The 26,391-nt window shown below is 66.6% G+C and carries 23 protein-coding genes; 8 read left to right on the top strand and 15 right to left on the bottom strand.

Annotated features, from left to right (window positions below; genetic code table 11):
• Positions 1-52 precede the first annotated feature (52 nt).
• Positions 53-1,198, bottom strand: a complete 1,146-nt coding sequence (locus tag ACQP17_RS06875; RefSeq protein ID WP_433855448.1) for a C40 family peptidase — start codon at positions 1,196-1,198, stop codon at positions 53-55.
• 572 nt (positions 1,199-1,770) lie between these two features.
• Between ACQP17_RS06875 and ACQP17_RS06870 the strand changes: the two genes are divergently transcribed.
• Positions 1,771-2,517 carry a DNA-methyltransferase gene (locus tag ACQP17_RS06870; protein WP_433855447.1) on the top strand — a complete coding sequence of 249 codons (747 nt, stop codon included), beginning with the start codon at positions 1,771-1,773 and terminating at the stop codon, positions 2,515-2,517.
• 469 nt (positions 2,518-2,986) lie between these two features.
• Here the strand turns inward: ACQP17_RS06870 and ACQP17_RS06865 are convergent, their stop codons facing one another.
• The 12 genes from ACQP17_RS06865 to ACQP17_RS06810 all read right to left on the bottom strand — a co-directional run bounded on the left by ACQP17_RS06865 (position 2,987) and on the right by ACQP17_RS06810 (position 15,871).
• On the bottom strand, positions 2,987-3,811 hold the full coding sequence (locus ACQP17_RS06865; protein ID WP_433859841.1) for an alpha/beta fold hydrolase: 825 nt from the start codon (positions 3,809-3,811) through the stop codon (positions 2,987-2,989).
• A gap of 824 nt (positions 3,812-4,635) precedes the next feature.
• Entirely contained in the window at positions 4,636-6,045 is a 1,410-nt protein-coding gene (locus ACQP17_RS06860) for an FAD/NAD(P)-binding protein (RefSeq protein WP_433855446.1), read from the bottom strand.
• A 3-nt stretch (positions 6,046-6,048) separates the two neighbouring features.
• Positions 6,049-7,323: a sulfate adenylyltransferase subunit 1 gene (locus ACQP17_RS06855; RefSeq protein WP_433855445.1), complete on the bottom strand. Its 1,275-nt coding sequence runs from the start codon at positions 7,321-7,323 to the stop codon at positions 6,049-6,051.
• Positions 7,324-7,325: 2 nt separating this feature from the next.
• Complete coding sequence (gene cysD, locus ACQP17_RS06850; protein WP_433855444.1) at positions 7,326-8,303, bottom strand: sulfate adenylyltransferase subunit CysD; 978 nt, start codon at positions 8,301-8,303, stop codon at positions 7,326-7,328.
• Positions 8,300-8,860 (bottom strand): adenylyl-sulfate kinase, encoded by a 561-nt coding sequence (gene cysC, locus ACQP17_RS06845; protein ID WP_433855443.1) that lies wholly within the window; start codon positions 8,858-8,860, stop codon positions 8,300-8,302. The genes cysD and cysC overlap by 4 nt, the downstream gene beginning before the upstream one ends.
• A gap of 51 nt (positions 8,861-8,911) precedes the next feature.
• Complete coding sequence (locus tag ACQP17_RS06840) at positions 8,912-10,270, bottom strand: MFS transporter (protein WP_433855442.1); 1,359 nt, start codon at positions 10,268-10,270, stop codon at positions 8,912-8,914.
• 3 nt (positions 10,271-10,273) lie between these two features.
• Positions 10,274-11,041 (bottom strand): class I SAM-dependent methyltransferase, encoded by a 768-nt coding sequence (locus ACQP17_RS06835; RefSeq protein WP_433855441.1) that lies wholly within the window; start codon positions 11,039-11,041, stop codon positions 10,274-10,276.
• 115 nt (positions 11,042-11,156) lie between these two features.
• The gene (locus ACQP17_RS06830) at positions 11,157-12,296 is read right to left on the bottom strand and encodes a hypothetical protein (RefSeq protein ID WP_433855440.1); all 1,140 of its coding nucleotides are present in this window, start codon (positions 12,294-12,296) and stop codon (positions 11,157-11,159) included.
• A gap of 29 nt (positions 12,297-12,325) precedes the next feature.
• Positions 12,326-13,057: an SDR family NAD(P)-dependent oxidoreductase gene (locus tag ACQP17_RS06825; protein WP_433855439.1), complete on the bottom strand. Its 732-nt coding sequence runs from the start codon at positions 13,055-13,057 to the stop codon at positions 12,326-12,328.
• Complete coding sequence (locus tag ACQP17_RS06820) at positions 13,054-13,806, bottom strand: hypothetical protein (RefSeq protein ID WP_433855438.1); 753 nt, start codon at positions 13,804-13,806, stop codon at positions 13,054-13,056. The genes ACQP17_RS06825 and ACQP17_RS06820 overlap by 4 nt, the downstream gene beginning before the upstream one ends.
• Positions 13,807-13,854: 48 nt before the next feature.
• Positions 13,855-15,081 (bottom strand): transaldolase family protein, encoded by a 1,227-nt coding sequence (locus tag ACQP17_RS06815; protein ID WP_433855437.1) that lies wholly within the window; start codon positions 15,079-15,081, stop codon positions 13,855-13,857.
• A gap of 109 nt (positions 15,082-15,190) precedes the next feature.
• Entirely contained in the window at positions 15,191-15,871 is a 681-nt protein-coding gene (locus tag ACQP17_RS06810; protein ID WP_433855436.1) for an HAD-IA family hydrolase, read from the bottom strand.
• Positions 15,872-16,307: 436 nt separating this feature from the next.
• Between ACQP17_RS06810 and ACQP17_RS06805 the strand changes: the two genes are divergently transcribed.
• The 7 genes from ACQP17_RS06805 to ACQP17_RS06775 are packed head-to-tail and all read left to right on the top strand — an operon-like array spanning position 16,308 to position 22,966.
• Positions 16,308-17,015, top strand: coding sequence for an AfsR/SARP family transcriptional regulator (locus tag ACQP17_RS06805; RefSeq protein WP_433855435.1), 708 nt, complete (start codon positions 16,308-16,310; stop codon positions 17,013-17,015).
• A 36-nt stretch (positions 17,016-17,051) separates the two neighbouring features.
• Positions 17,052-18,416, top strand: a complete 1,365-nt coding sequence (locus ACQP17_RS06800) for an MFS transporter (protein ID WP_433855434.1) — start codon at positions 17,052-17,054, stop codon at positions 18,414-18,416.
• A gap of 42 nt (positions 18,417-18,458) precedes the next feature.
• Positions 18,459-19,682: a methionine adenosyltransferase gene (gene metK, locus ACQP17_RS06795; RefSeq protein ID WP_433855433.1), complete on the top strand. Its 1,224-nt coding sequence runs from the start codon at positions 18,459-18,461 to the stop codon at positions 19,680-19,682.
• Positions 19,679-20,629, top strand: coding sequence for a methylenetetrahydrofolate reductase [NAD(P)H] (gene metF, locus ACQP17_RS06790; protein ID WP_433855432.1), 951 nt, complete (start codon positions 19,679-19,681; stop codon positions 20,627-20,629). The genes metK and metF overlap by 4 nt, the downstream gene beginning before the upstream one ends.
• A 43-nt stretch (positions 20,630-20,672) precedes the next feature.
• Positions 20,673-21,656, top strand: coding sequence for a carbohydrate kinase family protein (locus tag ACQP17_RS06785; protein ID WP_433855431.1), 984 nt, complete (start codon positions 20,673-20,675; stop codon positions 21,654-21,656).
• 5 nt (positions 21,657-21,661) lie between these two features.
• Positions 21,662-21,799 carry a hypothetical protein gene (locus ACQP17_RS06780; protein WP_433855430.1) on the top strand — a complete coding sequence of 46 codons (138 nt, stop codon included), beginning with the start codon at positions 21,662-21,664 and terminating at the stop codon, positions 21,797-21,799.
• A gap of 39 nt (positions 21,800-21,838) precedes the next feature.
• On the top strand, positions 21,839-22,966 hold the full coding sequence (locus ACQP17_RS06775; RefSeq protein WP_433855429.1) for a transaldolase family protein: 1,128 nt from the start codon (positions 21,839-21,841) through the stop codon (positions 22,964-22,966).
• A gap of 129 nt (positions 22,967-23,095) precedes the next feature.
• On the opposite strand, the gene pabB is transcribed toward ACQP17_RS06775, so the two are convergent.
• Together pabB and ACQP17_RS06765 are read right to left on the bottom strand one after the other, a co-directional pair.
• Positions 23,096-25,249: an aminodeoxychorismate synthase component I gene (gene pabB / locus ACQP17_RS06770; RefSeq protein WP_433855428.1), complete on the bottom strand. Its 2,154-nt coding sequence runs from the start codon at positions 25,247-25,249 to the stop codon at positions 23,096-23,098.
• Positions 25,250-25,297: 48 nt separating this feature from the next.
• Positions 25,298-26,113 (bottom strand): methyltransferase domain-containing protein, encoded by an 816-nt coding sequence (locus tag ACQP17_RS06765; protein WP_433855427.1) that lies wholly within the window; start codon positions 26,111-26,113, stop codon positions 25,298-25,300.
• Positions 26,114-26,391: the final 278 nt, after the last annotated feature.

Here is a 26,391-nt window from a genome sequence, read left to right as displayed (position 1 = left end):
GGGGGCGGAGCGGCGGTGCGAGAAGAGGGGAAGAAGGGGGGAGAAGCGCCGGTCAGATGACTCGGCGGGCCGCGAGGATCTGCGGCTTCCAGGACGCGAGGGTCGCGATGCGGACCACGTCGCCGGTGTGCGGGGCGTTGACGACCAGACCTCGACCGATGACCATGCCGACGTGCTCCGGACGGGACGCGGTGCCCTCGGTGAACACCAGGTCGCCCGGCTCCAGCGCGCCGACCGAGACCGGCTTGCCGTCCTTGACCTGCGTGTACGTCGTCCGAGACAGAGCGACCCCGGCAGCCTTGTACGACCGCTGCATCAGGGACGAGCAGTCACACCGCCCCGTCGGCACCGTGCCGTGGGGAGCAGTGCAGTGCCCACCCCACTGATACGGCGTGCCGAGCCGGCCCAGCGCCCACCGGATCGCCGTCCGCACCTTCGGCGGAGCATCGGCCGGGATCTTGTACCCGGCCGGCACCGCACCGGGCGGAACGGCGCCGAAGTCGGTCCCGTCCCCGTCGGCGACGCAGCCTCCCGCGGTACCGGGCGAGGCACTGGTGGGGCTGGCCGAGCCGGATGGGGAAGGGCTCGGTGGCGCGTCACCGGCCGTCGGCAGCAGGGGTTCGATGGCCTTTTGCAGTGCGGTGGCCAGGGGCTCCCACTTGGCGTACGCCTGCGGGAAGCCCGACCGCTGCACCGCCTGGGCGGCCTGGGCGACGGACAGGGACTGCCAGCCCGAGACCTTCTGCAGCCCCTCGTAGAACTTGGTCGAGGCGTGCACCGGGTCGAGGATCTCGTTCGCAGTGCCCCAGCCTTGCGACGGACGCTGCTGGAACAACCCCAGGCTGTCGCGGTCGCCGTAGGTCAGGTTCCGCAGGCCACTCTCCTGCAGGGCGGTCGCCAGGGCCACGACCTGCCCCCGGGCCGGAATGTGCATCGCGACGCCGGTGGCCTGGATTTTCTTGGCGTTGGGCACCTGCTCGGCCGGATCGTCTATCCCCGGCACGTGGACCGAGCCCTTGCCGCCGCCGTCCAGGACGGACTCCACCTGACTGGCGGCGGCCGCGGTATCCACAGGCTGTACACCATCGGTCGAGCAGGAGGCCGACGCGGTCTCGGCGCCAAAGGCGAGGACGGGAACGGCCAGCAGCAGCGGACCGGTTGCGCAGAGGCCGACGACGGCGCCGGTGGTCTTCTTCATCGCCGCCGCCGTTCACCAAGGCGGCGGTGACGGCTGGTGGCCGACGGTGGGTCGGGGCGCGGGGGTATCAGGGGATGCTGCATCGCAGCGACTCCTCGGTGTTCGCAGGAGACGCGGTGCCGACTTCTCGTGCAAAGCCGTCGGCACCGCGCCGATGTGAATCCGCCTCTCGGCGGGCCCGGGCCAGAGGAGTTGGTAGCTCCCGGACGCCGGTCTCAGGTCACGCGCGGCAGCCAGCCGCGCTCGTAATCTCAGGCAATACACCGGCTCTCCTGACAGCGTGGGGAACGAGGGACAACGCGCCTTCCACACAGCTCGCTTGGACGAGATGACAGGGATAAGTACAGGTCAACGGGGGTGAAGCGAGGCTTCGGCCGGCGACAGGACGAGACAGTAGACCGGGATTCCGGCCGCACCAAACGACCCCCGGCCCCCCACCCGGAGCGCGACTCACCTCGTTAGGTGCGGCCGGAAATCACGCCTAACATCCGGCACCACCCGCCCCGACGAGCGTTGTTGAACGGCGTCCGGAGCGGCCCCAACCCCGCCATGCCCTGAAAGAGGCCCTCCCCATGAGCTACACGCTGCATCGAGGCGACGCCCTCACCGTGCTCAAGAACCTCCCGGACGAGAGCGTCAACGCCGTGATCACCGACCCCCCGTACAACTCCGGCGGACGGACCAGCTCGGACCGCACCGGCCGCACCGCCCGCGCCAAGTACGTCACCAGCAACTCCTCCCACGACCTCGCCAACTTCCCCGGCGAGAACCGCGATCAGAGGAGCTACCGAGCCTGGCTGACCGAACTGCTGACGGAGGCGTACCGCGCCTCGACCGAGCACGCGGTCGTCATGGTCTTCTCCGACTGGCGCCAGGACCCGACCACCTCCGACGCGCTGCAGATGGCGGGGTGGACATGGAGCGGCACGATCCCGTGGATCAAGCCCGCCAGCCGGCCCCGCAAGGGCGGGTTCAAGCAGGACTCCGAGTACATCCTGTGGGGCGTCAAGGGCAGCCTGGACAAGGACCGAGACCTGTACCTGCCCGGTCACTACGTCGCCTCCCAGCCGCGTAAGGACCGGGTGCACATCACCCAGAAGCCGGTCGAGATCATGCAGCAGCTCGTACAGATCTGCCCCGAAGGCGGCACCGTCCTCGACCCCTTCACCGGAAGCGGCTCCACCGGCGTCGCCGCCCTGCGCGAAGGCCGACACTTCGTCGGCGTCGAACTGTCCTCGCACTACGCCGACGTGGCCGAGCAGCGCCTCCGTGCCGAACTGACCCAGGACGACCTCACCTTGGCCGGACCGGAGGCGTGATCGTGAGACCGGAAAGCCCAGGTTCAGCGGGCCGCAGACGCCGAAAGGGCGGCTTGGAGCATCAAATGTCCAATGCGTCAGCCGCCCTTCGACCTTGATGACCGTCTACAGGTCGCCACGGCGTTGCTGGCTGGACGGTATGGGCGGTGTGAGGTGCCATCGTTAGCCACTTAGGAGGCGCCTGCAGAAAAGCAAGGGACCAGCGCCTGACCTGCACTAACGTATCGCGATGGAGGTAGGTTGGCTCATCGCATGTGAGTAGATCGAGCGCGAGAAGGGGCCGGGTCGACGCACTGCTCCGGCCCTTGTTCTGCGGTCGACCGGCGACGGACCAATGGCCTCGTCCCCTCTGCGTGCTTACGTGGGAGGTGTCCACACTGGCCCGGGGCAGTCGGGTTCGTCAGCCGCGTGCAGCTCGGCGAGGCAGAACTATGTGAAGCGACGGGTTCGCCGCTCGGCTGATTGCCCGTCAGCCAAGGAAGTTTACTAATGCTGCGGTGAGTTCGGCCGGAGCATCCTCTTGGACTAGGTGACCGGCGCCATGAAGCAGCATCAGTTCCGCTCCCGGAATACGGGCAGCCAACTCCTGGGCCTTGCTTACGGGGATCCACTCATCGCTCTGTCCCCAGCAGATTAGGGCAGGGAGGTCGATGGAGCCGTAGCGCCCCTGGATCTCATCAGTGAAACGCTGGTCGGCCTGCGCGATCTGACGGTAGAAGGCTGACTGGCCCTGGTCTCCGAGCCAAGGTGCAACGAGATGTTCGAGAACGGCAGGATGGAGCCCTGAGCTACTCGCCGAGGCGATGTATTCGCGCACGAGGGCGCGGTGCAGGTCCGGCGGGAGCTGTTCAAAGGCTTTGCTGTTCTCGCCGACCAAGCGGAAGAACGGTGAGCCCCAGGGTGCCAGTGCGACTGGATCGACCAGGGCAAGCCGCCGGTAGCGTGCGCCGTGCAAGAGATGCGCACGTAAGGCGACAGCCCCTCCGAAGTCGTGGGCAACTACGAGTGGCTCGGGCAGCTCCCAGTACTCCAGCAGCTCGGTGAAGATCCGGCCTTGAGCGGCCAGCGAGACGTCCTGTCCGTCATACTTCGCCGAAGCACCGTATCCGGGCATGTCCCAGACGAAAACCTGGTGACTGACCGCGAGGGCGCGAGCAACGCCGCGCCAGACGAATGAGGAGAACGGGGTGCCGTGGAGAAGGACCACCGGCGGGCCAGAGGGGGTTCCGAGCCGTTCCCAGCGTACCTCGCCCGAGCCACTGCTGAACGTCCTGGACAGTTCCCAGTCTCGCAATGCGTTCGCCTTCCTTCGGTGTGAGTGGCTTGGCTTCAGCATCCTACTTTCCGCCAGGTGATCGGCGATTGTGTGTCCGAGCTGGTGGACTGCGTTGGTGAACCGTCTGAAGGCGATGGGATCTATGCTGCGCTGTTCGCACGCTTGTCCGCTCGACGATGCGGCCAGGTGGCTCTTCTTCGACGCAACCAAAGTTGAACGAGAACGAGCGTTAGTCGATCGAGGAACGGCAGTATCTTCAGATCGGCCGGTAGCAAACGGCCATGGCGTTCTCAGAACTACCTGGTAGCCCGCAGCCGTTGCCGCGGTCTCCAGCGCCTCGGTGGTCTCGGCGCCGAAACCGTGTCGAGGCCGAACACGGAACTTGGTCTCTATACCGGTGTCAGTAGCGGTGACCGGCCCCAACGTGAGCCCGTGGAACATCCGCTAGGTAGCCGGTGGGCAGCGCGCCGAGGTGCACTGCCAGGAGTACCACCTCAGGCCAACACGGCAGATGCTCGGAAATCGCATCACTCCTGTGCAAATGGCGCTGATCGCCGTAGTGGAGGCGAGTTGAGGAGGGGAGGCGTACGTGGGTCTCGTGTACAAGGTCGAGTCTTGCGACTTGGGTATTCGAGTGTCTGGGTGACGTGAGCGTGGCGTCGGTCAGCTTGATGCGGTTGCGTCGAAGTGCGCCGGGCACGTGAAGCCGGCGGCACAGAGGCTGTGCATGCGCAAGGGGCTCAATACCTCATGTGGGCCAGGAGACACCTTGGACCACATGAGGCATTGAGCGATGACTGAGGGACGTGTACTGCACCCGACCTGCACGTGCGGCGTGGGTGTCAGACCGGTGCCGGTACCGCGGTGTGCATGAGAGCCCAGGCCAGTTCCCCGGCCTGAGACCGGATCTCAGGGATGGCTGTGGTCTCCCACAGGTTTCCTCGACGCAGCTGGCCGAGCGTCCACACAGGCACCGTGCTGCAGCCGTCAGCCTCAACTAGCCTACCTTCGGAGGTGGTGTCGAAGCCGAGGCCATGCGGTCCGGGGGCAGCGATTCCTGTGGTGAGTAGATCGCGGACGAGCGGGTCGGCCAACTCCTGTACGCGATTTTCGGTTCCCGTGCAGTTGATGACAGCGCCGACGGTTAGGGCCCGGCCGTCTGACAGCTGAACGGCGATTGCACGACCCCCGTCTGCTGGGTGTGCGGCAGTGATTTCCGCCGCACAGACGATCAGCAGTCCGGCCTGCCGGGCGGCGGCCAGCGTCCGGTTAGTCGCTGGTGGCAGCCGGTGTCGATGCACCTCCCACTCCCGCAGTTCCACGGCAAGGAAGCGCTGCTGGTCTGGGGCCGGTAGTTGCTGCCAGAGTAACGGGATGTGTGGCCGCAGCTCGTCTACTGCCGGGCGCCAGTCCCCGTATAGCCGCCGGTAGAGCGCCGCCCGGTACCGTACCCCGCGCTTCAGCTGAGTGAGGTCGCTCAGCTCGGATACTGCGACGCGGCGCTCGGTCTGGGGGGACGTGGGCGCCGCCGGTGCCTCGGTGGCGTGTGCCTGCGGCAGCAGGCCGTGCCGGGAGACCGCATGCACTGTACGGCCCTGATGAGCCAGTGTCAGCGCCATGTCGCACATGGTCAGCCCGGTGCCGACGAGCAAGACATCGCGATCGGCCGGGACGTCCGCTAGCGCGCCGGGACGCCAGGGATCCGCCACCACTCGAGGCGAATTCGCGAGGTCCGGGGGGAGCCACGCGGATCCGGGTGCGATATTGCCCAGCGCCAGCACTGCCGCGTGCGCGTCCATCGTCGCGCCGGTCCGCAGACGCAGCCGGACGCCGCCCTCGGCGTGACCAGGACGGTCAACGGCCACAACGCGATCGTGCCATCGCCGGACCGCCGCAGTACCGTAGGCGGCTGCGGCCGACCGGTCTAGGCTGTCGGCTAGATAGGCGCCGAACAGTGCCCGCGGCACGTATGCGTCTGGGTCGGCGTCGCGGCCCTCACGGGCCGACAGCCAGCGCACGAAGTCGTCGCTGGCGTCCGGACAGGCGCTCATACGCCCGGCCGGGACGTTCAGCAGGTGCCTCGGGTCGGTGGTGCTGTAGGCGAGGCCCCGTCCGGTGTCCGTGGCGGGATCGACGAGATCGACGATGGTCCGGCGGCTGGTGCGGGCCGCGGCGTCCAGCAGCCGGGCAGCGGCCAGCGTGCCGGCCGCGCCCGCCCCGGCCACCACGACCCGGAGGATGTCCGGATTCATGGCTCACCCGTTGCCGTCGGCCATGCCGGCCGCGAGCGTGGTGCCGTCGACGGGGTCGATAAGCAGGAACGAGCCTGTGTGCCGGGAGTTAGCGTAGGCATCCAAGGCCAGCGGCTCGGCCGCCCGTACGATGATCCGGCCGATGTCGTTGGCGGTCAGTTCGCCGGGGGCCGGGTGCTGGGAGAGTCCCTTCTTCTCATCGAACTCCGTCAGGGCCAGTCGGGACGGGATGTCCTTGACGATCGCCTTGACGGTGCGGGTGGTGTGCTTCAGCAGCACCCGCTGGCCGACGGTGAGTGGCCGGTCGGCGACATGGCAAGCGGTACCCCGGACATCCTGGGTGACCGCGGGTGCAGTAGCGGTCGGTGCGATCAGGTCTCCGCGCGAGACGTCGATGCCGTCCGCGAGGCACACTGTCACGGACTGCGGCGCCCAGGCGGTGTCCACAGGCTCCCCGAGCTTGTCGATGGATTCGATGGTGCTGGTGCAGCCCGAGGGCAGCACGGTCACCGGGTCGCCGACGCGCAGAGCGCCGGAGGTGATCTGGCCCGCGTAGCCGCGGTAGTCGGGGTGTTCGGCAGTCTGCGGGCGGATGACGTACTGGACCGGGATTCGGGCGGGCTTGTCGTCCGGACGGTGGCCGACGGGCACGGTCTCCAAGTATTCCAGGACTGTCGGGCCGCCATACCAGTCCATGTTCTGGGAGGGTTCGACCACGTTGTCGCCGGCGAGTGCGGACACCGGGATAGCGGTTGTCCGGGCCACACCCAGTGCGGTTGCGTAGGCGGTGAACTGCTCCACGATCGCGGCGAAGACGGGCTCGGCGTAGTCGACCAGGTCCATCTTGTTGACGGCCAGCACCACGTGCGGGACGCGCAGCAGGGCGGCGACCGCGGCGTGCCGGCGGGTCTGCTCGACCACGCCGTTGCGGGCGTCGACCAGCACCACGGCCAGCTCGGCGGTGGAGGCACCGGTGACCATGTTGCGGGTGTACTGCACGTGCCCGGGGGTGTCGGCCAGGATGAACCGGCGCCGCGGGGTGGCGAAGTAGCGGTAGGCGACATCGATGGTGATGCCCTGTTCGCGCTCGGCGCGCAGCCCGTCGGTCAGCAGCGCCAGGTCGGGCGTCTCCTGCCCGCGGCCCAGCGAGGCCCGCTCGACGGCCTCCAGCTGGTCGGCGAGCACCGACTTGGAGTCGTGCAGCAGCCGGCCCACCAGCGTGGACTTGCCGTCGTCGACGGAACCGGCGGTGGCGAAACGCAGCGTGTCGATGGTCATCTTTAGAAGTACCCTTCGCGCTTGCGGTCTTCCATGGCGGCCTCGGACAGCTTGTCGTCGGCCCTGGTCGCGCCCCGCTCGGTGAGCCGGGACACGGAGATCTCGGCGATCACGGCGTCCAGTGTGGCGGCGTCGGAGTCGACCGCGCCGGTGCAGGACATATCGCCGACGGTGCGGTAGCGGACCCGCCGCTTCTCGACCGTCTCCCCGTCCTCAGGGCCACCCCAGTCGCCCGCGGTCAGCCACATGCCGGCACGCTGGAACACCTCGCGTTCGTGTGCGAAGTAGATCTCGGGCAGTTCGATCTGTTCGCGGGCGATGTACTGCCAGACGTCGAGCTCGGTCCAGTTGGACAGCGGGAAGACCCGGACGTGCTCGCCGGGCGAATGCCGGCCGTTGTAGAGCTGCCACAGCTCCGGGCGCTGGCGGCGCGGATCCCACTGCGAGAACTCGTCGCGCAGCGAGAACACCCGTTCCTTTGCGCGTGCCTTCTCCTCGTCCCGTCGGCCGCCGCCGAAGACCGCATCGAAGCGCTGGGTCCTGATGGCCTCGGTCAGCGGGAAGGTCTGGAGCGGGTTACGGGTGCCGTCGGGGCGTTCGCGCAGTTCGCCACGGTCGATGTACTCCTGGACGGATGCGATGTGTAACCGCAGGCCGTACCGCTCGACGGTGCGGTCGCGGTAGTCGAGGACCTCGGGGAAGTTGTGCCCGGTGTCGACGTGCAGCAGCGAGAACGGCACCGGCGCCGGCGCAAATGCCTTGAGCGCGAGGTGCAGCATGAGGATGGAGTCCTTGCCGCCGGAGAACAGGATCACCGGCCGCTCGAACTCACCCGCCACCTCACGGAAGATGTGCACCGCCTCGGACTCCAGGGCGTCCAGGTGTGACAACGCGTACCCGCCGGATCGGTCATCGGTGTCCTGGGCCCGAAGATGGGCTCCCTCTTCCGGGAAGATCCCGGTCGTGGCCGTCACCGTCATGCCAGTCCCCTTTCGGTCAGCAGCGTGTGCAGTGCCGCCGCGGACTCCTGCACGGTCTGGGTGTGCGTCTCGATTCGCAGGTCCGGTTTCTCCGGTACCTCGTACGGGTCGTCGACGCCGGTCAGGCCGGCGATCTCACCGGCCGCCTGCCGGGCATAGAGCCCCTTCACATCACGTTCGGAACACACCTCGACCGGGGTGGCGACGTGCACCTCCAAGTACGGGGTGCGGCTGGCTTCATGGCGTTTGCGGACCGCTTCCCTGCTGTCCGCGTACGGGGCGATCACCGGCACAAGGACGGTGACGCCGTTGCGTGCCAAGACCTCCGCGACCAGGCCGATGCGCTGGACGTTGGCGTCTCGATCGGCGCGGCTGAAACCCAGCTCGGCGGAAAGAAACGACCGGATCTCGTCACCGTCGAGCACCTCGACGCGGCAATGGTCGGCACGCAGTCGGCTGGCGAGCTGGTGGGCGAGGGTGGTTTTGCCCGCACTGGGCAGGCCGGTCAGCCAGACCGTGGCCCCCGGCCAGCAGGTGCAGATCCCTTGCTGGGTCATCAGGCCCCTTCCGTTGTCGGTCGCGTCGAACGGATGCGTAGACGGCGGGTGTCAGCCGGTTGCATGGGCAACGCTCTTGGGGAGATCGGGCTCGGTGGTGGCGTCTTTGCCGATGGCGCTCTCCGGCGACCCCTCGCGGGGTAGCCGCAAGGTCAGCACGCCCAGGACGACGGTCGCTGCGGCGATCACGACGTAGTACCACATGAAGGAGCCGGTCAGGTTCTTGAGGAAGCCCGCCGTGTAGTTGCCGAGGATGCCGCCAACGCCCTGGGTGACGTTGGTGACGCCGAAGATGACCGTGGCCGCCGCACCGGAGACCGACTTGGACACATACGTCGGCACCAGCCCGTAGATCGGGTAGAAGGCAAGGGCGAAGAGCACTCCGGAGACCATCGGGAGGAATCCGACCGGGGCGAGCACGAGCAGCATGGCGGAGATGAAGAAGAGCGTGTAGCACATCACCAGAGAGGCGCGCACGCCGATGCGGTCGGAGAGCCAGCCGACCGCGAAGCCGGCAAACATGCCGATGATGCCGATGGCTCCCCAGACCTGGGCGGCGAAGTCGATGTCGAATCCCAGGCCTTCGCGCAGATAGGGGGAGAGGTAGTTCTGGAACGGCATGCAGGCGAATCCGTTCAGGAACTTCATCGTCCAGACGATGACCACCCAGCGCACCAGCACCATGCGCCAGCCGGCCCGGGCACTGGTGTTGTGGACGCGGGCGTTGTCCTCGATCTGCTCCGAGGTCGGTTCCTCGCTGCCGAAGAGGCCGAGCCGAGAGAAGGTGAAAGTGGCGACCGCGGTGACCATGAGGGTGCCGGCCCCGACGGAGTACCACAGGCCCCGCCAGTTGTCGTGCTGGACGAAGCCGGGAACCAGCAGGCTGTTCACGAACACGCCGTAGCTGGTGCCGCTGGAGACCAGGCCGAGCACCTTTCCGCGGTGCCGGTAGTCGATGACCCGGCCGACGATCTCGACCAGCGGTACGTACACAGATGCCGCGGTGCCGCCGAGGACGGTCAGCAGGATGCCGATCACGATGATGCTGTTGGTGACCGGCAGCAGGACCAGGCACAGTCCACACAGGGCCACCGAGCCGATGACGACCTGGCCGCCGCCGATACGGGTCGACAGCCAGGTGCCGAGCAGCGCGAACAGCAGGAAGCCGAGCTGGCCGGCTGCGGTGATGGTGCCGACCACCGTGTATCCGAAGCCGAGGTCTTCGCGCATGTCGGTAACGATCTGCGCGAAGAGGTAGAAACCGAATCCGTACGTTGCCGCCACGAAGCTGGTCAGCAGCACGGTCACCACGAACGCGACGATGCCCCTGCGCCGCCTGCCCTCGGATGTCTTCTCACTCACCACGGTCGTGCGCCTTTCCAACTGCTCTGATTGCTTGGACTGCTTCATGGATCAGGACTTCCTGGCGACGTGGATCACGAAGTCCACCCCGTCGATGTCGAAGTGGTCCTGGAAGTCACCGAAGGTCTGGACGGTGTCGAAGCCCGCATCGAGGAGCAGCGTCGACAGCTCCGTCGAGAGGATCGGGTAGACCTCCAGGTGATGCTGGCCGCCGTCCGGGAAGTCGTATTGGAAGCGGCACAGTTGGGCGTCGATGTGGGCGACGGTCACAGTCGCCCCGGTGCCGCAGTAGTAGTAGTTGCCGCTGCTCTGGTACCGGTGCCGCCGGATAGCGTCGAAGTTACGGTGGTCGACGATGAGGACGCCGCCGGGATTGAGCGCCTCATAGAACTCTGAGAGGACGGCGCGCCGGTCGGCCTCCTGGAAGAGGTGGGGGAATGAGCTGCCCAGGCAGACGATCGCGTCATAGCGTCCGTCGAGGTGGTGCCGCAGGCTGCGCCAGTCGGCCTGCAGCACACGGAAGGACTGGCCGTGGGCCGTGGCGTTGCGCCGGGTCTGCTCGATCATCTGCGCGCTGCCGTCGGCGGCGGTGACGTCGAAGCCCTGCTGGGCTAGGGCGACGGAGTGGTAGCCGGTGCCGGCCGCGACGTCGAGAACGCGGTGTGCCTCGGCCCCGTTCAGGAGCGCGACGAAGAAATCCTGCTCGCTCGCCCGGCGGCGGTCCCAGTTGATCAGCTCGTCCCAGCGGTCCACGAGGGTGCCGACGTACTGGCCCTCGAAGTCTTCGGCAGGTGTGGCTGCGGTAGTGGGTGTGGTCATGGTGGTCCTCCGACTCTCTCGGGGGTGCGGAGCAAGGGGGTGGGTGAGCGGGCCGGCCAGGGCATGGCTCCCTGGCCGGCGCGGCGGTCGGATAGGCGTGTCCGGCGTCGGTGGATCAGGCGAAGCGGGCGGCGAACACCCGGTACTTCGCGTCCAGTTCGTCAGCCCACTCGGCGACGTCACCGAGCTTCATGCTCGGACACTCATAGCCGAGCAGCCGCTTCATGATCGCCATCTCCGGCTCGGCGAAGTACACCGTTCCGTCTTCGCCTATGCGGTCGATCCCGTCGGCGCGCTGACACTCCTCATTGAGCCGGATCGCCTCGTCGGACCCGAGGCCTTCGGGCAGATCAAGGACGGCGCCATCCTGGTGGACCCGTACCGGGTAGCCGCCGGGCAAGCCGTTGGGTGCGGGAGCGTGAGCGAGCACTCCGCTGTCCGTCGCCATACCGTGCAGCACCCGTACGGCGGAGGAGGCGGTCAGCAGCTGGCCGTCGACGCCGCCGAGCCGCTTGAGCCGGTTGTCGAGCTGGGCGAAGAGGGCGGCATGGTCCACCTCGGCTGGCCTTCCGGCCACCCGCACGCCGAGGTGGTAAGCGCCGCGGCCGGCATCGCCGAAGCGCGGTACGTAGTGGCTGAAGTAGTGCTGAGCGGTGAGCCGCAGCTCTACGTCGGCGGGGTCCGCGTCCAGCAGGTGCGCGGCGCCCAGGGTGAGGGCCGGCACGATGTTGGCGACGTTGCCGACACCGATCGTTGGCGCCAGGCCGACCTTGTCGAGGACTGGGCCGACCGCGTCCGGGAAAGCGGCGTTGACGACCTTGGCGTCAACGCCCGACTCCCGGACCGCCTGCATCAGCAGGAGGTTGAGGGTGAGGTGCATCGGCAGCCAAGGACCGAACTGAGCCTCGTCAAGTTCGTCGAAGATCTCCTTGGGCAGAGCGGTGATGACCCGCCAGGACTGCAGTGAGCCGCCCATGAAGATGATGTCGGGCCGGACCTGGGCCAGGGTCTGAGCTGTGGCGTCGACATCGCGCAGGTCGACATGGACGGTGTCGACCGTGCCGTGGTGACCGAGGTTGGTGGCGGTGAACAGAGCCAGATTGCCACGTCGGCGGATGGTTTCGGTGTCGCGCCCGGCGAGGACTATCCGGTTGGTCGCCGGGTCGCTGAGCAACATGGTGAGGACCTTGGCTACCAGATCGCCCATGCCGACCAGCATGATGAGCGGCTTGGAGCTGTCAGTAGGGGAAGTCACGGTTCTCCTCAGAAGCGTACGGGCCGGGCTCAGCGCGGGTAACAGCCGTTGTCGGCGCGGAGCAGGGCGCCGGTCAGTGTGCGAGACTCGTCGCTGAGCGCGTAGGCGCACACATCGGCCACGTACTCGGGGCGGATGTCGCCGTCCAGCTGTTCCTGACGCTTGTACTCGGCATAGCGGTAGTCCGGTATTCGGTCGGCTATCGCCGTGTTGACGATGAGGCCCGGCGAGACGACGTTGACCCGGATGTAGGGGGCGAAGTTCATGGCATTGGACTTCGTGAGGCCGATGACGCCGGCCTTGACGGTGCCGTACAGGGCGTCGGAGCTGCCGACTTCGCCAGCCACTGAGGCCAGGTTGACGATGGCGCCGCGCCGCTCGGCGGGGAGCAGATGGTCGGCGAAGCGCCGGGAGAGCCATACCGGGCCCTTGATATTGACGGCAATCACGCGCTCGATGGTGGCGTCGTCGTATTCCCATACCGGCTGGCCGAGGTAGAGGCCCGCGTTGTTAACCAGGCCGTTCACGTCCGGGTGGGCGGCGAGGACCTGGTCCATGAATGCGTCGCAGTCCTCGTGCGAGGCAACGTCAGCGACATGAGTATCCAGGGGCCGGCCCTCGTGCTCCGCCGCCAGCGATTTCAGGCCGGGCTCGTCGATGTCACAGGTGACGACGGTCTTGCCGGCGTCCAGCAGACGACCCACCAGGGCTCGTCCGACTCCGCTGGCCCCGCCCGTGACGATGACCGTGCTGACGTTCATAACGTTACCTCCTTGGCCGGCTGTAGCCGGTACTGGTCAAGGTGCTCGTAGAAGGGACGGCAGTAGCGCTCGAACTCGCGCAGGTCGGGGCGGGTTTCGTAGCTGAAGCGGTAGTTGCGTTGCGGTGCTTGCAGGCCGCTGCTCGCGGCCACATCGGTGTGCCAGCCGCTCCAGGTGGTCCACTCGGGCTGCTCGCCCGCCGGCCAGTTCAGGGCATCGGGCAGGAAGGGGATCCCGGCGCGCACGCAGTAGGCGGCGATCGTGGCTTCGGGGCGGGTGGCGAGGTCCGCCGCGTTGATGACCAGCGGGACGTTGCCGGTCAGTTCTCGTACGAAGTCGAAGGTCTTGGCGAGCTGTTCGTAGCCGAGCACCTCGCGGGTGAGATCCGGGTGCATGGTGGCGTGCGAGAGCACGGCCTCCTCGGGGTCCCGGATCAGGAAGGTGTTGACCTGGCCGAGCAGGTACTCGGGATCATTGAGCAGGTGGTCGAGACAGTGGTATGGGAAGTCCTTGTGGAACACGGGCTTTTCGTGCCGTGCCGACTCCATCATCCGTTTGATGTCCGGGTAGGTCAGAGGGTGGTCGGGGTCCGGGTTCTTGTGTGGGATGGCGGCACGCTCTTCGTGCATGAAGAAGACGTAGGCGAAGGCTTCGTGAAAGACCTTGAAGTCGCCTCGTTCGATGAACGAGCGCTCCAGTGCGGTCGACATCGACCGGGGGTGGCTCCAGAGCGCCAGGGACTGATGCATGGGAACACCTCCTGGGTGGTGGGAGGAATCGTGGGTCGGTGGGCCGGTTCAGGAGAGCAGTAGCGGCTGCGCGGAGGCGGTGATGGTTTGGAACTGGTGGGCGACGAAGTCGATGAGCTTGCGCGTGTTCGCCATCACCTCGGCGTAGGTGGTGATGAAGGCGCCGTAGTGGGCGAACTCCTCAGGGCTCATGCCGATCGGGTCGTAGGCGCGGTGGAAGGACGGCAGCCACAGCAGCTTCTCCAGGACGTCCTCCGGGATCTCCTGCTCGATGGCACGCTCGTCGAAGGCGGGCAGTTCGCCTTCGCGGCGCAGTACGTCGCCCACGAACTGGGGCTTGCAGGTATAGGCGATCGCGCCGCCGGCGCTCTGCTCTAGGTGCATGCTCAGGGTGTCGGTGCCCTTGGCCGGATCGTCGACCTCAAGGCTGGAGAGCAGCGGCTTGAGCGGGTGTCCGTTCTTCTGAATCAGGGCGTGGATGCGCTTGAGGATGGCAACCTCGGCCCAGCGGACATCGGTCTGGGAGAGCTCGATCTCGCGGATGGCCGCTTCGTACCGGAGGTCGTTGTTGGCTCCGAAGCGCCCGATCATGTGCGTGAAGACTGCGCGCCATCGGCTGGTATCGATTCCCTGATTGTGTGCCTGCTTCAGCCCGGATTCGACCGCCTCGGCGCAGGCCATGAACTGCGGAACGGTATATGACAGCGTGGAGTTGATGGAGATGCCGCGGGCCACCAGCTGGCGGATGACCTGGTAGCCCTCCCTGGTACCGGGAACCTTCACCATGAGGTTCGGTGAAATCCGTGCGATGCGCAGCGCCTGTTCCAGCATGAGGTCGGCGTTGAGCATGTAGCGGGGGTCCAGCTGTCCTGAGACCCAGCCGTATCGGCCGTTGGTCGCCCGCCACATAGGCAGCATCTCGCGCGCCGCGCGGCCCAGTGCCTCCTCATAGACGAGCGCGAAGGTGCTCTCCACATCAGGGTCCAGCTGGTAGCGGATGAGCTCCTGAATGTCCTCGCGCCAGCTCTCCGGGGAGGCCAGGACACTCTGCGCGACCAGGGATGGGTTGGTCGTGATGCCGCGGACCAGGGAGCGGTCGGGCGCGGTCGGACACAGGAAGCGGTCGAGCTGGCCCTGCCACCGTTCCCTGGTCTCGGTGTCGGGTGCAGTGGCCAGTTGGCCATCGCGCCACCTGGGGAAGTCAAGTGGAGAGGAATCCCACCAGATCTCCGCTGACTTACCAACGCTCTGGAGCTCTTCGAGAACACGTGGCATGAGAATGCAACCTTTCCGACTCGGTCTGTCCGGAGGGGCTAGACGTGCTGAGGGACACATGCGGGCCGGCTGGCCGCCAGTGCGCTGTCGTGGTGTCGCACGTGTGGTGTCACCCGGCCGCAAACTCGGCCAGAGCTGCCGCGAGCCACCGATCCAGGAGTCCTGGGAGCTCCGTCATCGAGCTGAAGGTGTGGGCCCCTTCGGCGACCAGGGCGGTGTGCGTCCCGCTGTCTCGCGGCGCGTAGCCGAAAACGGTCATGCCGGCGGCGACGCCGGCCCGGACGCCTACCGGGCTGTCCTCAACGACCGCGCAGTGTTCGGGCGATACGCCGAGGTCGGCCGCAGCGTGCAGGAACAGTCCGGGATCCGGCTTCCAGACACCGACCTCGTACGCGCTGTAGATGCGGTCCTGAAAGAAGGGCAGCAGGCCAGTCAGGCCCAGGGTGTGGTGGATCTTGTCGCGCGGCGCACTGGAGGCAGTGCAGAAGGGGACCTCAAGGTTGGTGACGACCTGCTGCACATAGGGAACGGGCCGCAGCTCGGCGGTGAACAGGTCCGCCGCCCGCTTGCGGAACAGCGGCACGAAGTCGGGCGTCAGGGCCCTGCCCAGCCGTTCCTCCAGCTGCTCGACCCATTCGGCGACCTTCCGGCCCCGGATGAATTCGAGTGCCTGCTTCGATGAGAAGTCAAGCCCTTCTGCGGATGCCATGTCCCGCATGACGCGTGAGCTCAGCGTCTCGCTGTCGACGAGAACTCCGTCACAGTCGAATATGACCAGACGTCTTGCCATGGGGTCCCTCCGTTGTCCTGCGAATTGGTTCTGGCGGCAGCCCCGTTAACTCCTGCCGGTGGGATGTAAACAGCAAAGCAGGGTGTTCTATCGATTCGCTCACCGCTCGATACCGAAGCGTCGACGACAGGGTGTAAATGGGGCCAATTCGGGCGTGCATGACAGAGTCTCAGGCATTGGCTGGCGTGGCCCTCACGGTGTAGCTAGCTTGTTCTTCGAGCGAGGGAAATCACCAGTGCCGAGCATTGTGTTTCCATTTCCTGTCGACCCATCTTCGCCGTCGGATCCTCGAAAAGGCGTCTGCATGAGAGGGAGTTCAATGAAGTTCGGAGTTCTCGGCCCACTTTCTCTGACTGAGGGGAGTGATTCCCTGCTCCCGTCCGCGCCGAAGACACGTCAGTTGCTGGCCCTCTTGCTGCTCAACTCAAATTCCCCGGTGGCACTGGACGTCTGTGTCCAGGAGCTGTGGGGCGAAGCGGCACCGTGCAGCGCGGTGCAGAGCGTGCATACTCGGGTCTTCCAGATACGACAGGCGCTGTCCCATGGGCCTTCTGGTAGAACCCTGGAGGAGAGCAAGCGGATTCTGGAAACGTGTCACCAAGGATATGTATTACGGGTCGAAGACGGTGCGCTCGATATGCATTCCCTCGACCGGCATCTAGCAGAATTCCGACAGGCGCAGACACGCAAGGATGACCTTCTGGCGTCCTCTTCCCTTCGCTCAGCGCTCGGTCTGTGGCGTGGTCAGACCTTGATGGACGTACAGCACGGTCCACATATCCAGGCATTCGTTACGGGCTTGGAATACCTCCGAATGACCACGCTGGAGCAGTGCATCGACTCGGAATTGCGGCTGGGTCTTCACCATCAGTTGCTTTCTGAACTCAGCACGCTCGTCTCCCGTCATCCGGTGCAGGAAAACCTGCATGCCCAATACATGATCGCGTTGTATCGGTCGGGGCGCACGGCACAGTCCCTGGAGGCCTATCACCGGCTCCATAAGACGCTCACCGAAGAGCTCGGCATCGCGCCGTCCCACCGCATCAGGAAGCTGCAGATGGCCGTGCTGACCGAGAGCGCCGAACTCGACGTCCCACCGCCTGACCGCATGAACCTGTCGCTGGATCTCATGGCGAGCCGATAGCACGGCCCGGCACTACTGAGAAGGAGGAGAGGGTACATGTCAGTCACGCATACCCGTCGGGCACCCGGCCCCAGCCCCGCCGGTCCCGATCTCCGGCGCGTCCGCCGGTTCGAGACCCGGGTCGCGGTGTGCGCCGGGGGCGGCGAGGTCTGCGACGGATGGGTGCTCGGCGTGGTCGGTGCCGCGCTGCCCCTCGCCCGCGCCGATCTCGAGCTGTCCCCGGTATGGGCCGGGCTCATTGGCGCGGCCTCGCTGATTGGCCTGTTCTTCGGGGGATTGGTCTTCGGCCGGCTCACCGACCGGATCGGCCGGCAGAAGATGTACCTCATCGACCTTCTGGTGTTCCTGATCGGCTCGCTGCTGCAACTGGTGGTCCAGGACGCGGTACAACTACTTGCCGTACGGCTCGTCATGGGAGCTGCAGTAGGCGCGGACTACGCCATCTCCGGCTCCCTGGTGGCGGAGTTCGCACCCCCGAAGCGCCGAGGGCGGCTGCTGGCCTCCCTCATCGTCTTCTGGTACGTCGGTTACACGCTGGCGACGGGGCTCGGCATCGCCCTGACGTCCTGGAGCAGCAACGATTCCCTGTGGCGTTGGATCCTCGCCAGCAGTGCAGTCCCGTCCCTGGTGGTCCTGCTGGCCCGGCTGGGCACGCCGGAATCGCCGAGCTGGTTGGTGAGCAAGGGTCGGTTCGCGGAGGCGGAGGCGATCAGCGAACGCTGGCTCGGCCACCGGCTCCAGCGCACCGAGCCCGGTTCTGCGCCTATCACCACGGGGCACGCCGCGCTGTTCTCCCGCCCCTACATCCGGCGGACGCTGTTCGCCAGCGTGTTCTGGCTCTGCCAGGTGACGCCATTCTTCGCGATCTCCACCTTTGCGCCGCAGGTGATGGGTTCGCTGGGAGCGCACGACGACGGGATCGGTGAGTTGCTGCTCAACGTATTCCTGCTGGTGGGCTGCCTGACCGGGATGATGGTGATTAACCAGGTGGGCCGACGTAAGCTGCTGAGCTGGCCGTTTCTGGTCACCGCCAGCGCCCTGCTCGTTCTGGGGCTGTGGCCGCACGGCCCCCAGTGGGCCATCGCCGTCTGCTTCGCCATCTTCGCGCTGTTCCACTCCGCGTCCAGCGTGCTGCAGGCGGTGTACCCCAGCGAGGTGTTCCCCACCGAGATCCGGGCCACCGGCATCGGCTTCGCCGCCGCGGTGAGCCGTGTCGGAGCCGCCGTCGGCACCTTCCTTGTGCCGATGGGCATGGCGGCCTGGGGCGTCAGCGCGGTCATGCTGCTCGGCTGCACGCTCTCCCTGGTCGGCGCGCTGGTCTCGGTCACCTGGGCTCCAGAGACCGGAAGTCTGGAACTGCCTCCGGTGAGCCGCCCCCACGCCCCTTCACGGACGACTTGACCCGGCCGTTAATTCCCCCCACCACCCGTCATGAGGAGTGTCATGTCCCGCCGTCTGTTCACCTCGGAGTCCGTGACCGAGGGGCACCCCGACAAGATTGCCGACCAGATCAGTGATGCCGTCCTCGACGCGCTGCTGGCCCAGGATCCCACCTCGCGAGTCGCCGTCGAGACGCTGATCACCACTGGACAGGTCCACGTGGCCGGCGAGGTGACGACGACGGCGTACGCCGACATCCCGAGCCTGGTCCGCAACACCGTCCTGGAGATCGGCTACGACGCGTCGGCGAAGGGCTTCGACGGCGCTTCCTGCGGCGTGTCGGTATCGATCGGCGCACAGTCTCTCGATATCGCGCAGGGCGTCGACATCGCGTACGAGCAGCGGAGCGGGGAGTCCGTCACTGGTGAGCGGGACGACGCGCTGAGCCGGCAGGGCGCCGGTGACCAGGGCCTTATGTTCGGCTATGCGTGCGATGAGACGCCCGTGCTGATGCCATTGCCCATATATCTGGCCCACCGGCTCTCCCACAAGCTGACGGAGGTCCGCAAGGACGGCACACTCGCCTACCTCCGCCCCGACGGCAAGACTCAGGTCACTGTCGAGTACGTCGGCGACAAGCCGGTCCGGCTCGACACGGTCGTGGTTTCCTCGCAGCACGCCCCCGGCATCGCCCTGGACTCACTGCTCGCCCCGGACGTGCGCCAGCACGTGGTCGAGGTGGTGCTCAAGGAGCTCGCCGAGGAGGGGATCACCTTGGAAACGGACGGCTACCGCTTGCTGGTCAACCCCACCGGCTGCTTCGAGATCGGCGGCCCCATGGGGGACGCTGGACTGACAGGCCGGAAGATCATCATCGACACGTACGGCGGGATGGCCCGCCACGGCGGCGGCGCCTTCTCCGGCAAGGACCCCTCCAAGGTGGATCGTTCGGCTGCATACGCGATGCGCTGGGTCGCGAAGAATGTCGTCGCCGCCGGCCTCGCGACCCGCTGCGAGGTTCAGATCGCCTATGCCATCGGCAAGGCCGAGCCCGTTGGCCTGTTCGTCGAGTCCTTCGGTACCAACACCGTCGAGAGCACAACGATCGAACAGGCCATCACCGACGTCTTCGACCTCCGTCCGGCCGCCCTCATCCGCGACCTCGACCTGCTGCGCCCGATCTACGCCCAGACCGCCGCCTACGGCCACTTCGGCCGTGAGCTGGCAGACTTCACCTGGGAACGCACGGACCGCGCTGACGCCCTCCGCGCAGCCGCGGGGCGATGACCGTGTCCGGACAGCACAGCATACCGACCACGGCAGGGCAGCCCTTGCGCTCCGCTGTGCGCGGTAGCACCCCCTCCTTCTCCTTCGAGTTCTTCCCGCCGAAGACACCAGCGGGAGAGGACAAGCTGTGGCAGGTGATCCGCCGAACCGAGGCGCTCTCCCCCACGTTCGTATCTGTCACTTACGGCGCCGGCGGCTCATCGCGGGACCGTACAATCGAGGTCACCCGGAACATCGCGGCCGAGACGACGCTGCGCCCCGTCGCTCACCTCACGGCGATCGGCCACTCGGTGGCCGAACTGCGGCGGATCATCGGCCAATACGCGGACGCTGGCATCCGGGACATCCTCGTGCTGCGCGGCGACCCGCCGGGCAATCCCAAGGGCCCATGGACCCCGCATCCGCAGGGCTGCAGGTACGCGTTCGAGCTCGTCGAACTGGTACGTTCACTCGGCGATTTCAGCATCGGCGTCGCGGCGTTCCCCGAGCGGCACCCACGCTCGCCGGACTGGGACAGCGACATCCGGCACTTCGTTGCCAAATGCCGGGCCGGCGCGGACTACGCCGTCACCCAGATGTTCTTCGACGTCGAGGACTATCTGCGGCTACGCGACCGGGTGGCCGCGGCTGGCTGCGAAGTCCCGATCATCCCGGAGATCATGCCGGCCACCGACGTTCGCCAGATCAGTCGCTTCGCCGAACTCAGCGGCGCGGCTTTCCCCGAGGATCTGGCGCACCGGCTCGAAGCCGCCCGCGATGATCCGGACACTGCGTACCGCGTCGGCGTCGAGCATGCGACTTCCATGGCGCACCGTCTGCTGGCCGAAGACGCCCCCGGCCTGCACTACATCACGCTCAACCGTTCCTCGGCCGCCTTCGCGGTCCACCACGACGTTTGCAGGCTCCTCGACGCACGGAGCCCACAGGACTGTCGCGTCCACGTCTGACCAAACCATCACCGACTACTGCAAGCGACTCCTGGGGGATGCCGTGCGTATCGCCGTTACCGGTTCCATCGCCACCGACCACCTGGCAACCTTCCCTGGAAGGTTCGCCGATCAGTTGATGCCCGATCAGCTGGACCGCGTCTCGCTCTCCTTCCTCGTTGACGACCTGGAGGTACAACACGGGGGAGTCGGCGCCAACATCGCCTTCGGCCTGGGTGTCCTGGGGCTGACACCGTACTTGGTGGGCGCGGTCGGCACGGACTTCGATACGTACCGGATCTGGCTGAAGGAACACGGCGTTAACACCGATCAGGTGCTCGTGACCGACATGGCACAGACCGCGCGCTTCATGTGTACCACCGACCTGGACCAGAACCAGATCGCCTCGTTCTACGCCGGTGCCATGGCGGAGGCTGCGACGATCGACCTCGCTCGCGTCGCGGAACGGGCCGGCGGGCTCGATCTCGTGTTGGTCTCCCCTAACGCCCCCGACGCAATGCTCCGGCATACCGAGCAGTGCCGTGAACTGGGGCTGCCGTTCGCCGCGGATCCCTCCCAGCAACTGGCCCGGCTGACCCGCACCGAGGCGCGGCAGCTGGTCACTGGTGCGCGGTGGCTGTTCACCAACGCCTATGAAGCCGAGCTGCTGCGCGAACTTACCGGCTGGGACCGGGAGGAGATCCTCTCGCGGGTCGGCGCGTGGATCACCACCCGGAGCACGGAAGGCGTCATCGTTGAGGCAGTCGGCGATACGCCGCGAGCCTTCCCCGCCGTCCCTCCGTCAGCCATCGTGGACCCCACCGGCGTCGGCGACGCCTTCCGGGCCGGCTTCCTCGCCGGTACGAGCTGGGGGTTGCCGGACCACGTGGCGATCGCGCTGGGTTGTGCCGTGGCCACCAGGGCCCTGGAGACCATGGGGTCGCAGCAGTACACCGCGCCGCCCGCGGATCTGTTGGCACGCATCGCTGAGACCTACGGCGCCCCCGTCGCGGCCCTCCTCGCCCCACATCTGGAGCGGCGACTGTGATTGCCGTGGCTGTCGTGCTCTTCGCCCTCGTCGGCACCGCCGTGTACGTGATCTGGATACGCGACGGCACCATCCCCTGGGAGCAGCCGGAGATGACCACTGACACGAGATCGATGTCCGGCACCACTGCGGACGACGAGTAAGGGCTGGCGCTCAGCAACGAAAGGAGCGGTGAGCAAGACGTGAGAGAAGACGAGGTCCCTCGTGCCGGTGCCGTGCTGTCGGACCTGGTGCACGAAGGAGTGACGGTGTGGCTCGACGGGGTGAGCCGCCGGTCGCTCGCGGACGGATCGTTGGGCCGGCGGATGGCCGATGCCTGCGTCACCGGAGCCGTCCTGTCCTTAAGGGAGTTGGTGCGCGAGGTGCGGGACGGCACCGCGTACCAGGAGCAGATCGACCTGTTGCGCGAGCGGGGCACCAGCGCGGAGGACGCAGCGCACGCGCTCCATTGCTACGACGTTCGCTGGGCCTGTGATGTGCTGCGACCGGTCTTCACCTCGACGGGCGGGCGTGACGGCTGGGTGAGTGCGGAACTGTACCCGCGGTTCGCCACCGCTACCTCGGCCGCCGCGGCGCGAGCTTTCGCACTTGCGGTCAACCGGCCGAATCTGCTGGTCGAGGTGCCCTGCACAGCGTCTGGGATGCAGGTGTTGAGCGACTGCGTGGCCGAGGGGATCGGCGTGAACGCCGTGCACCTGTACTCGGTGCAGCGCTACGGCGACGTGGTCGAGGCATACTTCGACGGTCTGGAGCGGGCACTGGCCGCCCGGCGTGCCCCGGGCGGAGCCTCGGTGGCCTCCTTCGGCGCTGCACGGCTGGAGTCCGTGGTGGATGCCCGGCTCGACGCGGCGCCAAAGGACGCAGCGGCGCCGCTGCGCGGACGATCGGCGGCGGCCCTGGCCCGGGCGGCCTATGCCGTCTACGAGGACGGCCTCGGCACCGAGCGCTGGCGGAAGCTGCGGCCTTCGGGAGCCCGGCCGCAGCGCCTGGTTTGGGCGGCTGCCCCTGCTCCGGCCCCCGAGGCGGTGGCCGTGCGCCGCGTGGAGGAGCTGGTGGCGTGGAGCACCGTCCATGCGCTGTCGGAGGGCACGCTCGGTGCAGTGGGCCGGCTGGGGCGGCTGCGCGGCGACACTTTGTCGGGAGGGTCCGCGACGTCAGACACAGTGCTGTCGGGCCTGCGACAGCAGGGCATCGACATCGAACAGATGGCGGTGGAACTGGCTACTAGAGAGTTCCAGGAGGGGGTGAGGGACCACATGGAGCTTCTCGGCGTGCTGGAGGACCGATGGGACTGTCGCCCGCGCGGCTAACGGCCGCCCCGCCGGGCCCGCGCCGCTTGGAGGCGGCACGCACCTGGAGAGGCGGCTCGCGGGTGATCGTCGGTGCGGATCTCACTCGGCTCGGACCCCAGTGGCGTCAGCGATGCGACGCCTCAGCGGTCAGCACCTGGTCTCGCTCACGGGCACCGCTGGGGCCGACCGGTGCCCCGGGAAGGTACCTGAGGTCAGCGCGAGCAGCGGGCGCGCCTTGATGGCGGTCTCCTCGAACTCTGTGACCGCGTCGGACAGTGCTGTGATCGCGCCGCCGATTCCGTATCGGACGTGTCCCGGGGTGAGGACGGCCGTGCGGATAACTATGCTCAGGTCGGCGGCCCCGGTGAGGGAGAAGTAGCCGATCGCTCCCGAGTAGATCCCCCGGGCGCTGCCTTCGAGCCGGTCAATGATCTGCATGGTCCGTTCCTTGGGTGTGCCCGTCATCGACCCGCCTGGGAATGCTGACTGGACACAGCGGACCGCGCTACTGCCCTGACGCAGGGTCGCAGTGACGGTGCTGACGAGCTGATGGACGGTCGCGTACGTTTCCACCCGGAAGACATCGGTGGCGGTGACCGAGCCGACTTCCGCGCAGCGGCCCAGGTCGTTGCGGACGAGGTCAACGATCATCAGGTTCTCCGCGAGCTCCTTCTCGTCCGTGCGAAGCTCGGCGACCAGCGCAGCGTCCTGTGAGTGTGTCGCCCCGCGGGGCCTGGTCCCCTTGATCGGCCGGGACTCTGCGGTGCCGTCCGCCCCGACCCGCAAGAAGCGTTCCGGTGAACTGCTGAGCACTGCCAGTTCGTCAAAGCGCAGCAACGCGGCGAATGGTGCCGGGGCGACCCGGCGCAGGCGCCGGTAGCTCTGCCAGGGGTCCAAGTCCACCTGCGCTTCGGCCATGTTGGTGAGGCAGATCTCGTACGACTCGCCAGCGCGAATCTCGTCCTGGCAGGCCTCGATCAGGCTCAAATACTCCCGGCGGCCGTGGCGCAGTTCCACCTGTACTCCGGCTGCCGGAGGAGTGGGGGCCGGCCCGGGCTCCAGGCCGATCAGTTCACCGAGTCTGGCTGCCGTCTGGGCCAGCCAGGCTCGCGCGGCGTCCTCTCCAGCATCCTGCGAGTCGGCGTCCTCCTCTGCCAGGGCGAGCAGGTAGGTCTGGCCTTCCTGGTGGTCGAAGACCACGGCACGATCGGCGAAGACCATCATCGCGTCCGGTTCCGCCGCGCGGTGCTTTGCTTCCCCTCCGCACTCCGCCTTGAGCTCATAGCCCAAGTACCCGACCCAACCGAGCGCGAAGTCGCAGGGCAGTCGCGGCACGGTGGTGGTCATGCCACGCAGGTCCTCGTCGAGCCAGTTCAGAAAATCGCCGGTGACGATCTCGGTGCCGGTGCGCGACTTGACCTGGACCGTGCTGCTGGAGACATCCGCCGTGGCGACGCGGGCGAGCGGGCCTGAGGCGTCACCCATGACGGAGAAGCGGCCGAGGTCGCCGTCGGTCCTGCTGCTGTCCAGCCAGAAGGAGTGCGGCCCCGCTGTGTACAACCGTTCGAAGGCGAGCTCGTCGCTCCAGCGAGTGGGCAGCCGTTCCGCAATGAATTTCAGCCGGTGGCCTGCCACAGACGGTTGATGCGCAAATGCATGGCGCTTCCCCCTTCGCTCAACTTCATTGCGTGGGACGCGCTTTCGAGAAAGTCGCGGCGTCATCCGATCCGCCTCGGGCGTGCCCAGGAAGTTCCCCAGAAGCTGCATCCCATATTCCGTGCCGATTGATTCCGGATGGAATTGCACACCGAACAGCTCCCGGTCCCGATGTCGCAGCCCCATCACCACTCCGTCGGATGTCCAGGCCGTCACCACCAAGTCACCGGGCAGCCGGGTAACAGCGAGCGAGTGATACCGCACGGCGTCGAAGGGGGATGGGAGTCCGGCGAAGATGTCCGTTCCGGTGTGCAGTACGGGTGAGCTGCGGCCGTGTCGGGGTTCCGGCGCCAACTCCACGGAACCACCACTGGCCAGAGCGATTCCTTGGTGTCCGAGGCATACCCCGAGCAGTGGAATCTTCGAGGCTTGGATGATCTCCGAGCATATTCCGAAATCGGCTGGGCGTGCGGGGTTTCCCGGTCCCGGCGAGACCACTGCCCGATCGAAATCCGCCAGATGGCCGATCCGCCAATGTGCATCGTCATTGCGGACCACAGTCGGCTCGTGTCCGGAAAGCCGCGCGAGATAGTCGAAGAGATTGTGAGTGAATGAGTCGTGGTTGTCAACCAGCAGAGTGCGCATCAGTGTGTACGGTCTCCCTCACAGCGGTGATTCGGGAACGGAAGGTCGTCAGACACGTGCCGGCCAGCATTGCTCCGTGATCGCTCCCTTCCTGGTGTGGCGTGCGCCGCGCCGGCCGCCCTGGACGACGATCCGTTCTGTGTGACTCCCAGAACCCTGCTGTGTCGGGAGGACTTCAATCAGCATGTGTTCGACCAGATCCGCCCCCTCAAGGACCGGGCGGTGTCGCAGGACACGCAACCGGCGGCCGCACTCCGCGGCGATCGCTTCGAGACCCGACATATCGCCTCTGTCGCAGAAATGAAGCAGAACTGATCCATTGTCCGTCAAATAGTCCATAGATTCGGTTAGATATCGGCGGTGCGTGCGGTAGCCCGGGTCAACGTACGCATGCTCTCGGATCGACCTGTAGGAGTAGTCTGCAGGAGCTAACACGTAGTTGGAACTCCAGAAGATCCGGTCGAATCGCATTCCGTCATCGAGCGTCGCGAATAAATCGCTGTGCACTGTCGTCACGCGGTCGGCTACACTGTGCCGCCGGACGTTCAAGCGGGTGTTTTCCACTGCCTTTTCGTTGATATCCACGGCCGTAACCGTACAACCGGCAAGCGCCGCCTGAACGGAAATCACTCCGGTACCACAGCCGACCTCTAACAGGGATGACTGGCGCTTGTCTGTATGTGGTCCGGTGAGCCCGAGAAAGTCGAGCGCAATACCGGTCGACGGCGAGTAGACCGGCGGGAAAACCTCGTCGAGTAGATCCCACTCGCGATCTGTCATGAAGAATGTACGAGGACGGCCCGGGTCTGTCATGGCCCGGTTGCAACGCTCCAGCGACTTGAGGTGACTTTGCACTTCGGACACTGATCCTCCCGAGTCTGGTCGGCACTGTTCGTGCCGACCAATACTCTTCTCGCTTTTCGGTCGTCCCGGAAGGTGACCCGGTGACAGACCGGAACGCGTGGATGGTGGTGCGAGCACCACCCACACAAAGTGACCTCTATCACATTGGGTAACATCGTTGAGTGTTGGGGGAGATAGGGCTGAGACACATAGCGAGTGATCAGCGCGAACACGTGACGCTGACTCTCGTTCCGATGGGAAAGGCGAGGAATAGATGAACAGGGCCGAAAGGTCAGGAA

The sequence above is a fragment of the Streptomyces kronopolitis genome (genome assembly GCF_050953795.1).
In the GTDB taxonomy this organism is placed as follows: domain Bacteria; phylum Actinomycetota; class Actinomycetes; order Streptomycetales; family Streptomycetaceae; genus Streptomyces; species Streptomyces kronopolitis_A.
Note: the sequence above shows the minus strand (reverse complement) of the source record. Positions and strands in the feature narration are given on the sequence as shown.

Bases quoted from the DNA above. Each gene is read 5' to 3' on its own strand.
- ACQP17_RS06875 (WP_433855448.1), bottom strand. From the start codon at position 1,198: ATGAAGAAGACCACCGGCGCCGTCGTCGGCCTCTGCGCAACCGGTCCG.
- ACQP17_RS06870 (WP_433855447.1), top strand. From the start codon at position 1,771: ATGAGCTACACGCTGCATCGAGGCGACGCCCTCACCGTGCTCAAGAAC.
- ACQP17_RS06860 (WP_433855446.1), bottom strand. From the start codon at position 6,045: ATGAATCCGGACATCCTCCGGGTCGTGGTGGCCGGGGCGGGCGCGGCC.
- ACQP17_RS06855 (WP_433855445.1), bottom strand. From the start codon at position 7,323: ATGACCATCGACACGCTGCGTTTCGCCACCGCCGGTTCCGTCGACGAC.
- cysD (WP_433855444.1), bottom strand. From the start codon at position 8,303: ATGACGGTGACGGCCACGACCGGGATCTTCCCGGAAGAGGGAGCCCAT.
- cysC (WP_433855443.1), bottom strand. From the start codon at position 8,860: ATGACCCAGCAAGGGATCTGCACCTGCTGGCCGGGGGCCACGGTCTGG.
- ACQP17_RS06840 (WP_433855442.1), bottom strand. From the start codon at position 10,270: ATGAAGCAGTCCAAGCAATCAGAGCAGTTGGAAAGGCGCACGACCGTG.
- ACQP17_RS06835 (WP_433855441.1), bottom strand. From the start codon at position 11,041: ATGACCACACCCACTACCGCAGCCACACCTGCCGAAGACTTCGAGGGC.
- ACQP17_RS06825 (WP_433855439.1), bottom strand. From the start codon at position 13,057: ATGAACGTCAGCACGGTCATCGTCACGGGCGGGGCCAGCGGAGTCGGA.
- ACQP17_RS06820 (WP_433855438.1), bottom strand. From the start codon at position 13,806: ATGCATCAGTCCCTGGCGCTCTGGAGCCACCCCCGGTCGATGTCGACC.
- ACQP17_RS06815 (WP_433855437.1), bottom strand. From the start codon at position 15,081: ATGCCACGTGTTCTCGAAGAGCTCCAGAGCGTTGGTAAGTCAGCGGAG.
- ACQP17_RS06810 (WP_433855436.1), bottom strand. From the start codon at position 15,871: ATGGCAAGACGTCTGGTCATATTCGACTGTGACGGAGTTCTCGTCGAC.
- ACQP17_RS06800 (WP_433855434.1), top strand. From the start codon at position 17,052: ATGTCAGTCACGCATACCCGTCGGGCACCCGGCCCCAGCCCCGCCGGT.
- metK (WP_433855433.1), top strand. From the start codon at position 18,459: ATGTCCCGCCGTCTGTTCACCTCGGAGTCCGTGACCGAGGGGCACCCC.
- metF (WP_433855432.1), top strand. From the start codon at position 19,679: ATGACCGTGTCCGGACAGCACAGCATACCGACCACGGCAGGGCAGCCC.
- pabB (WP_433855428.1), bottom strand. From the start codon at position 25,249: ATGCGCACTCTGCTGGTTGACAACCACGACTCATTCACTCACAATCTC.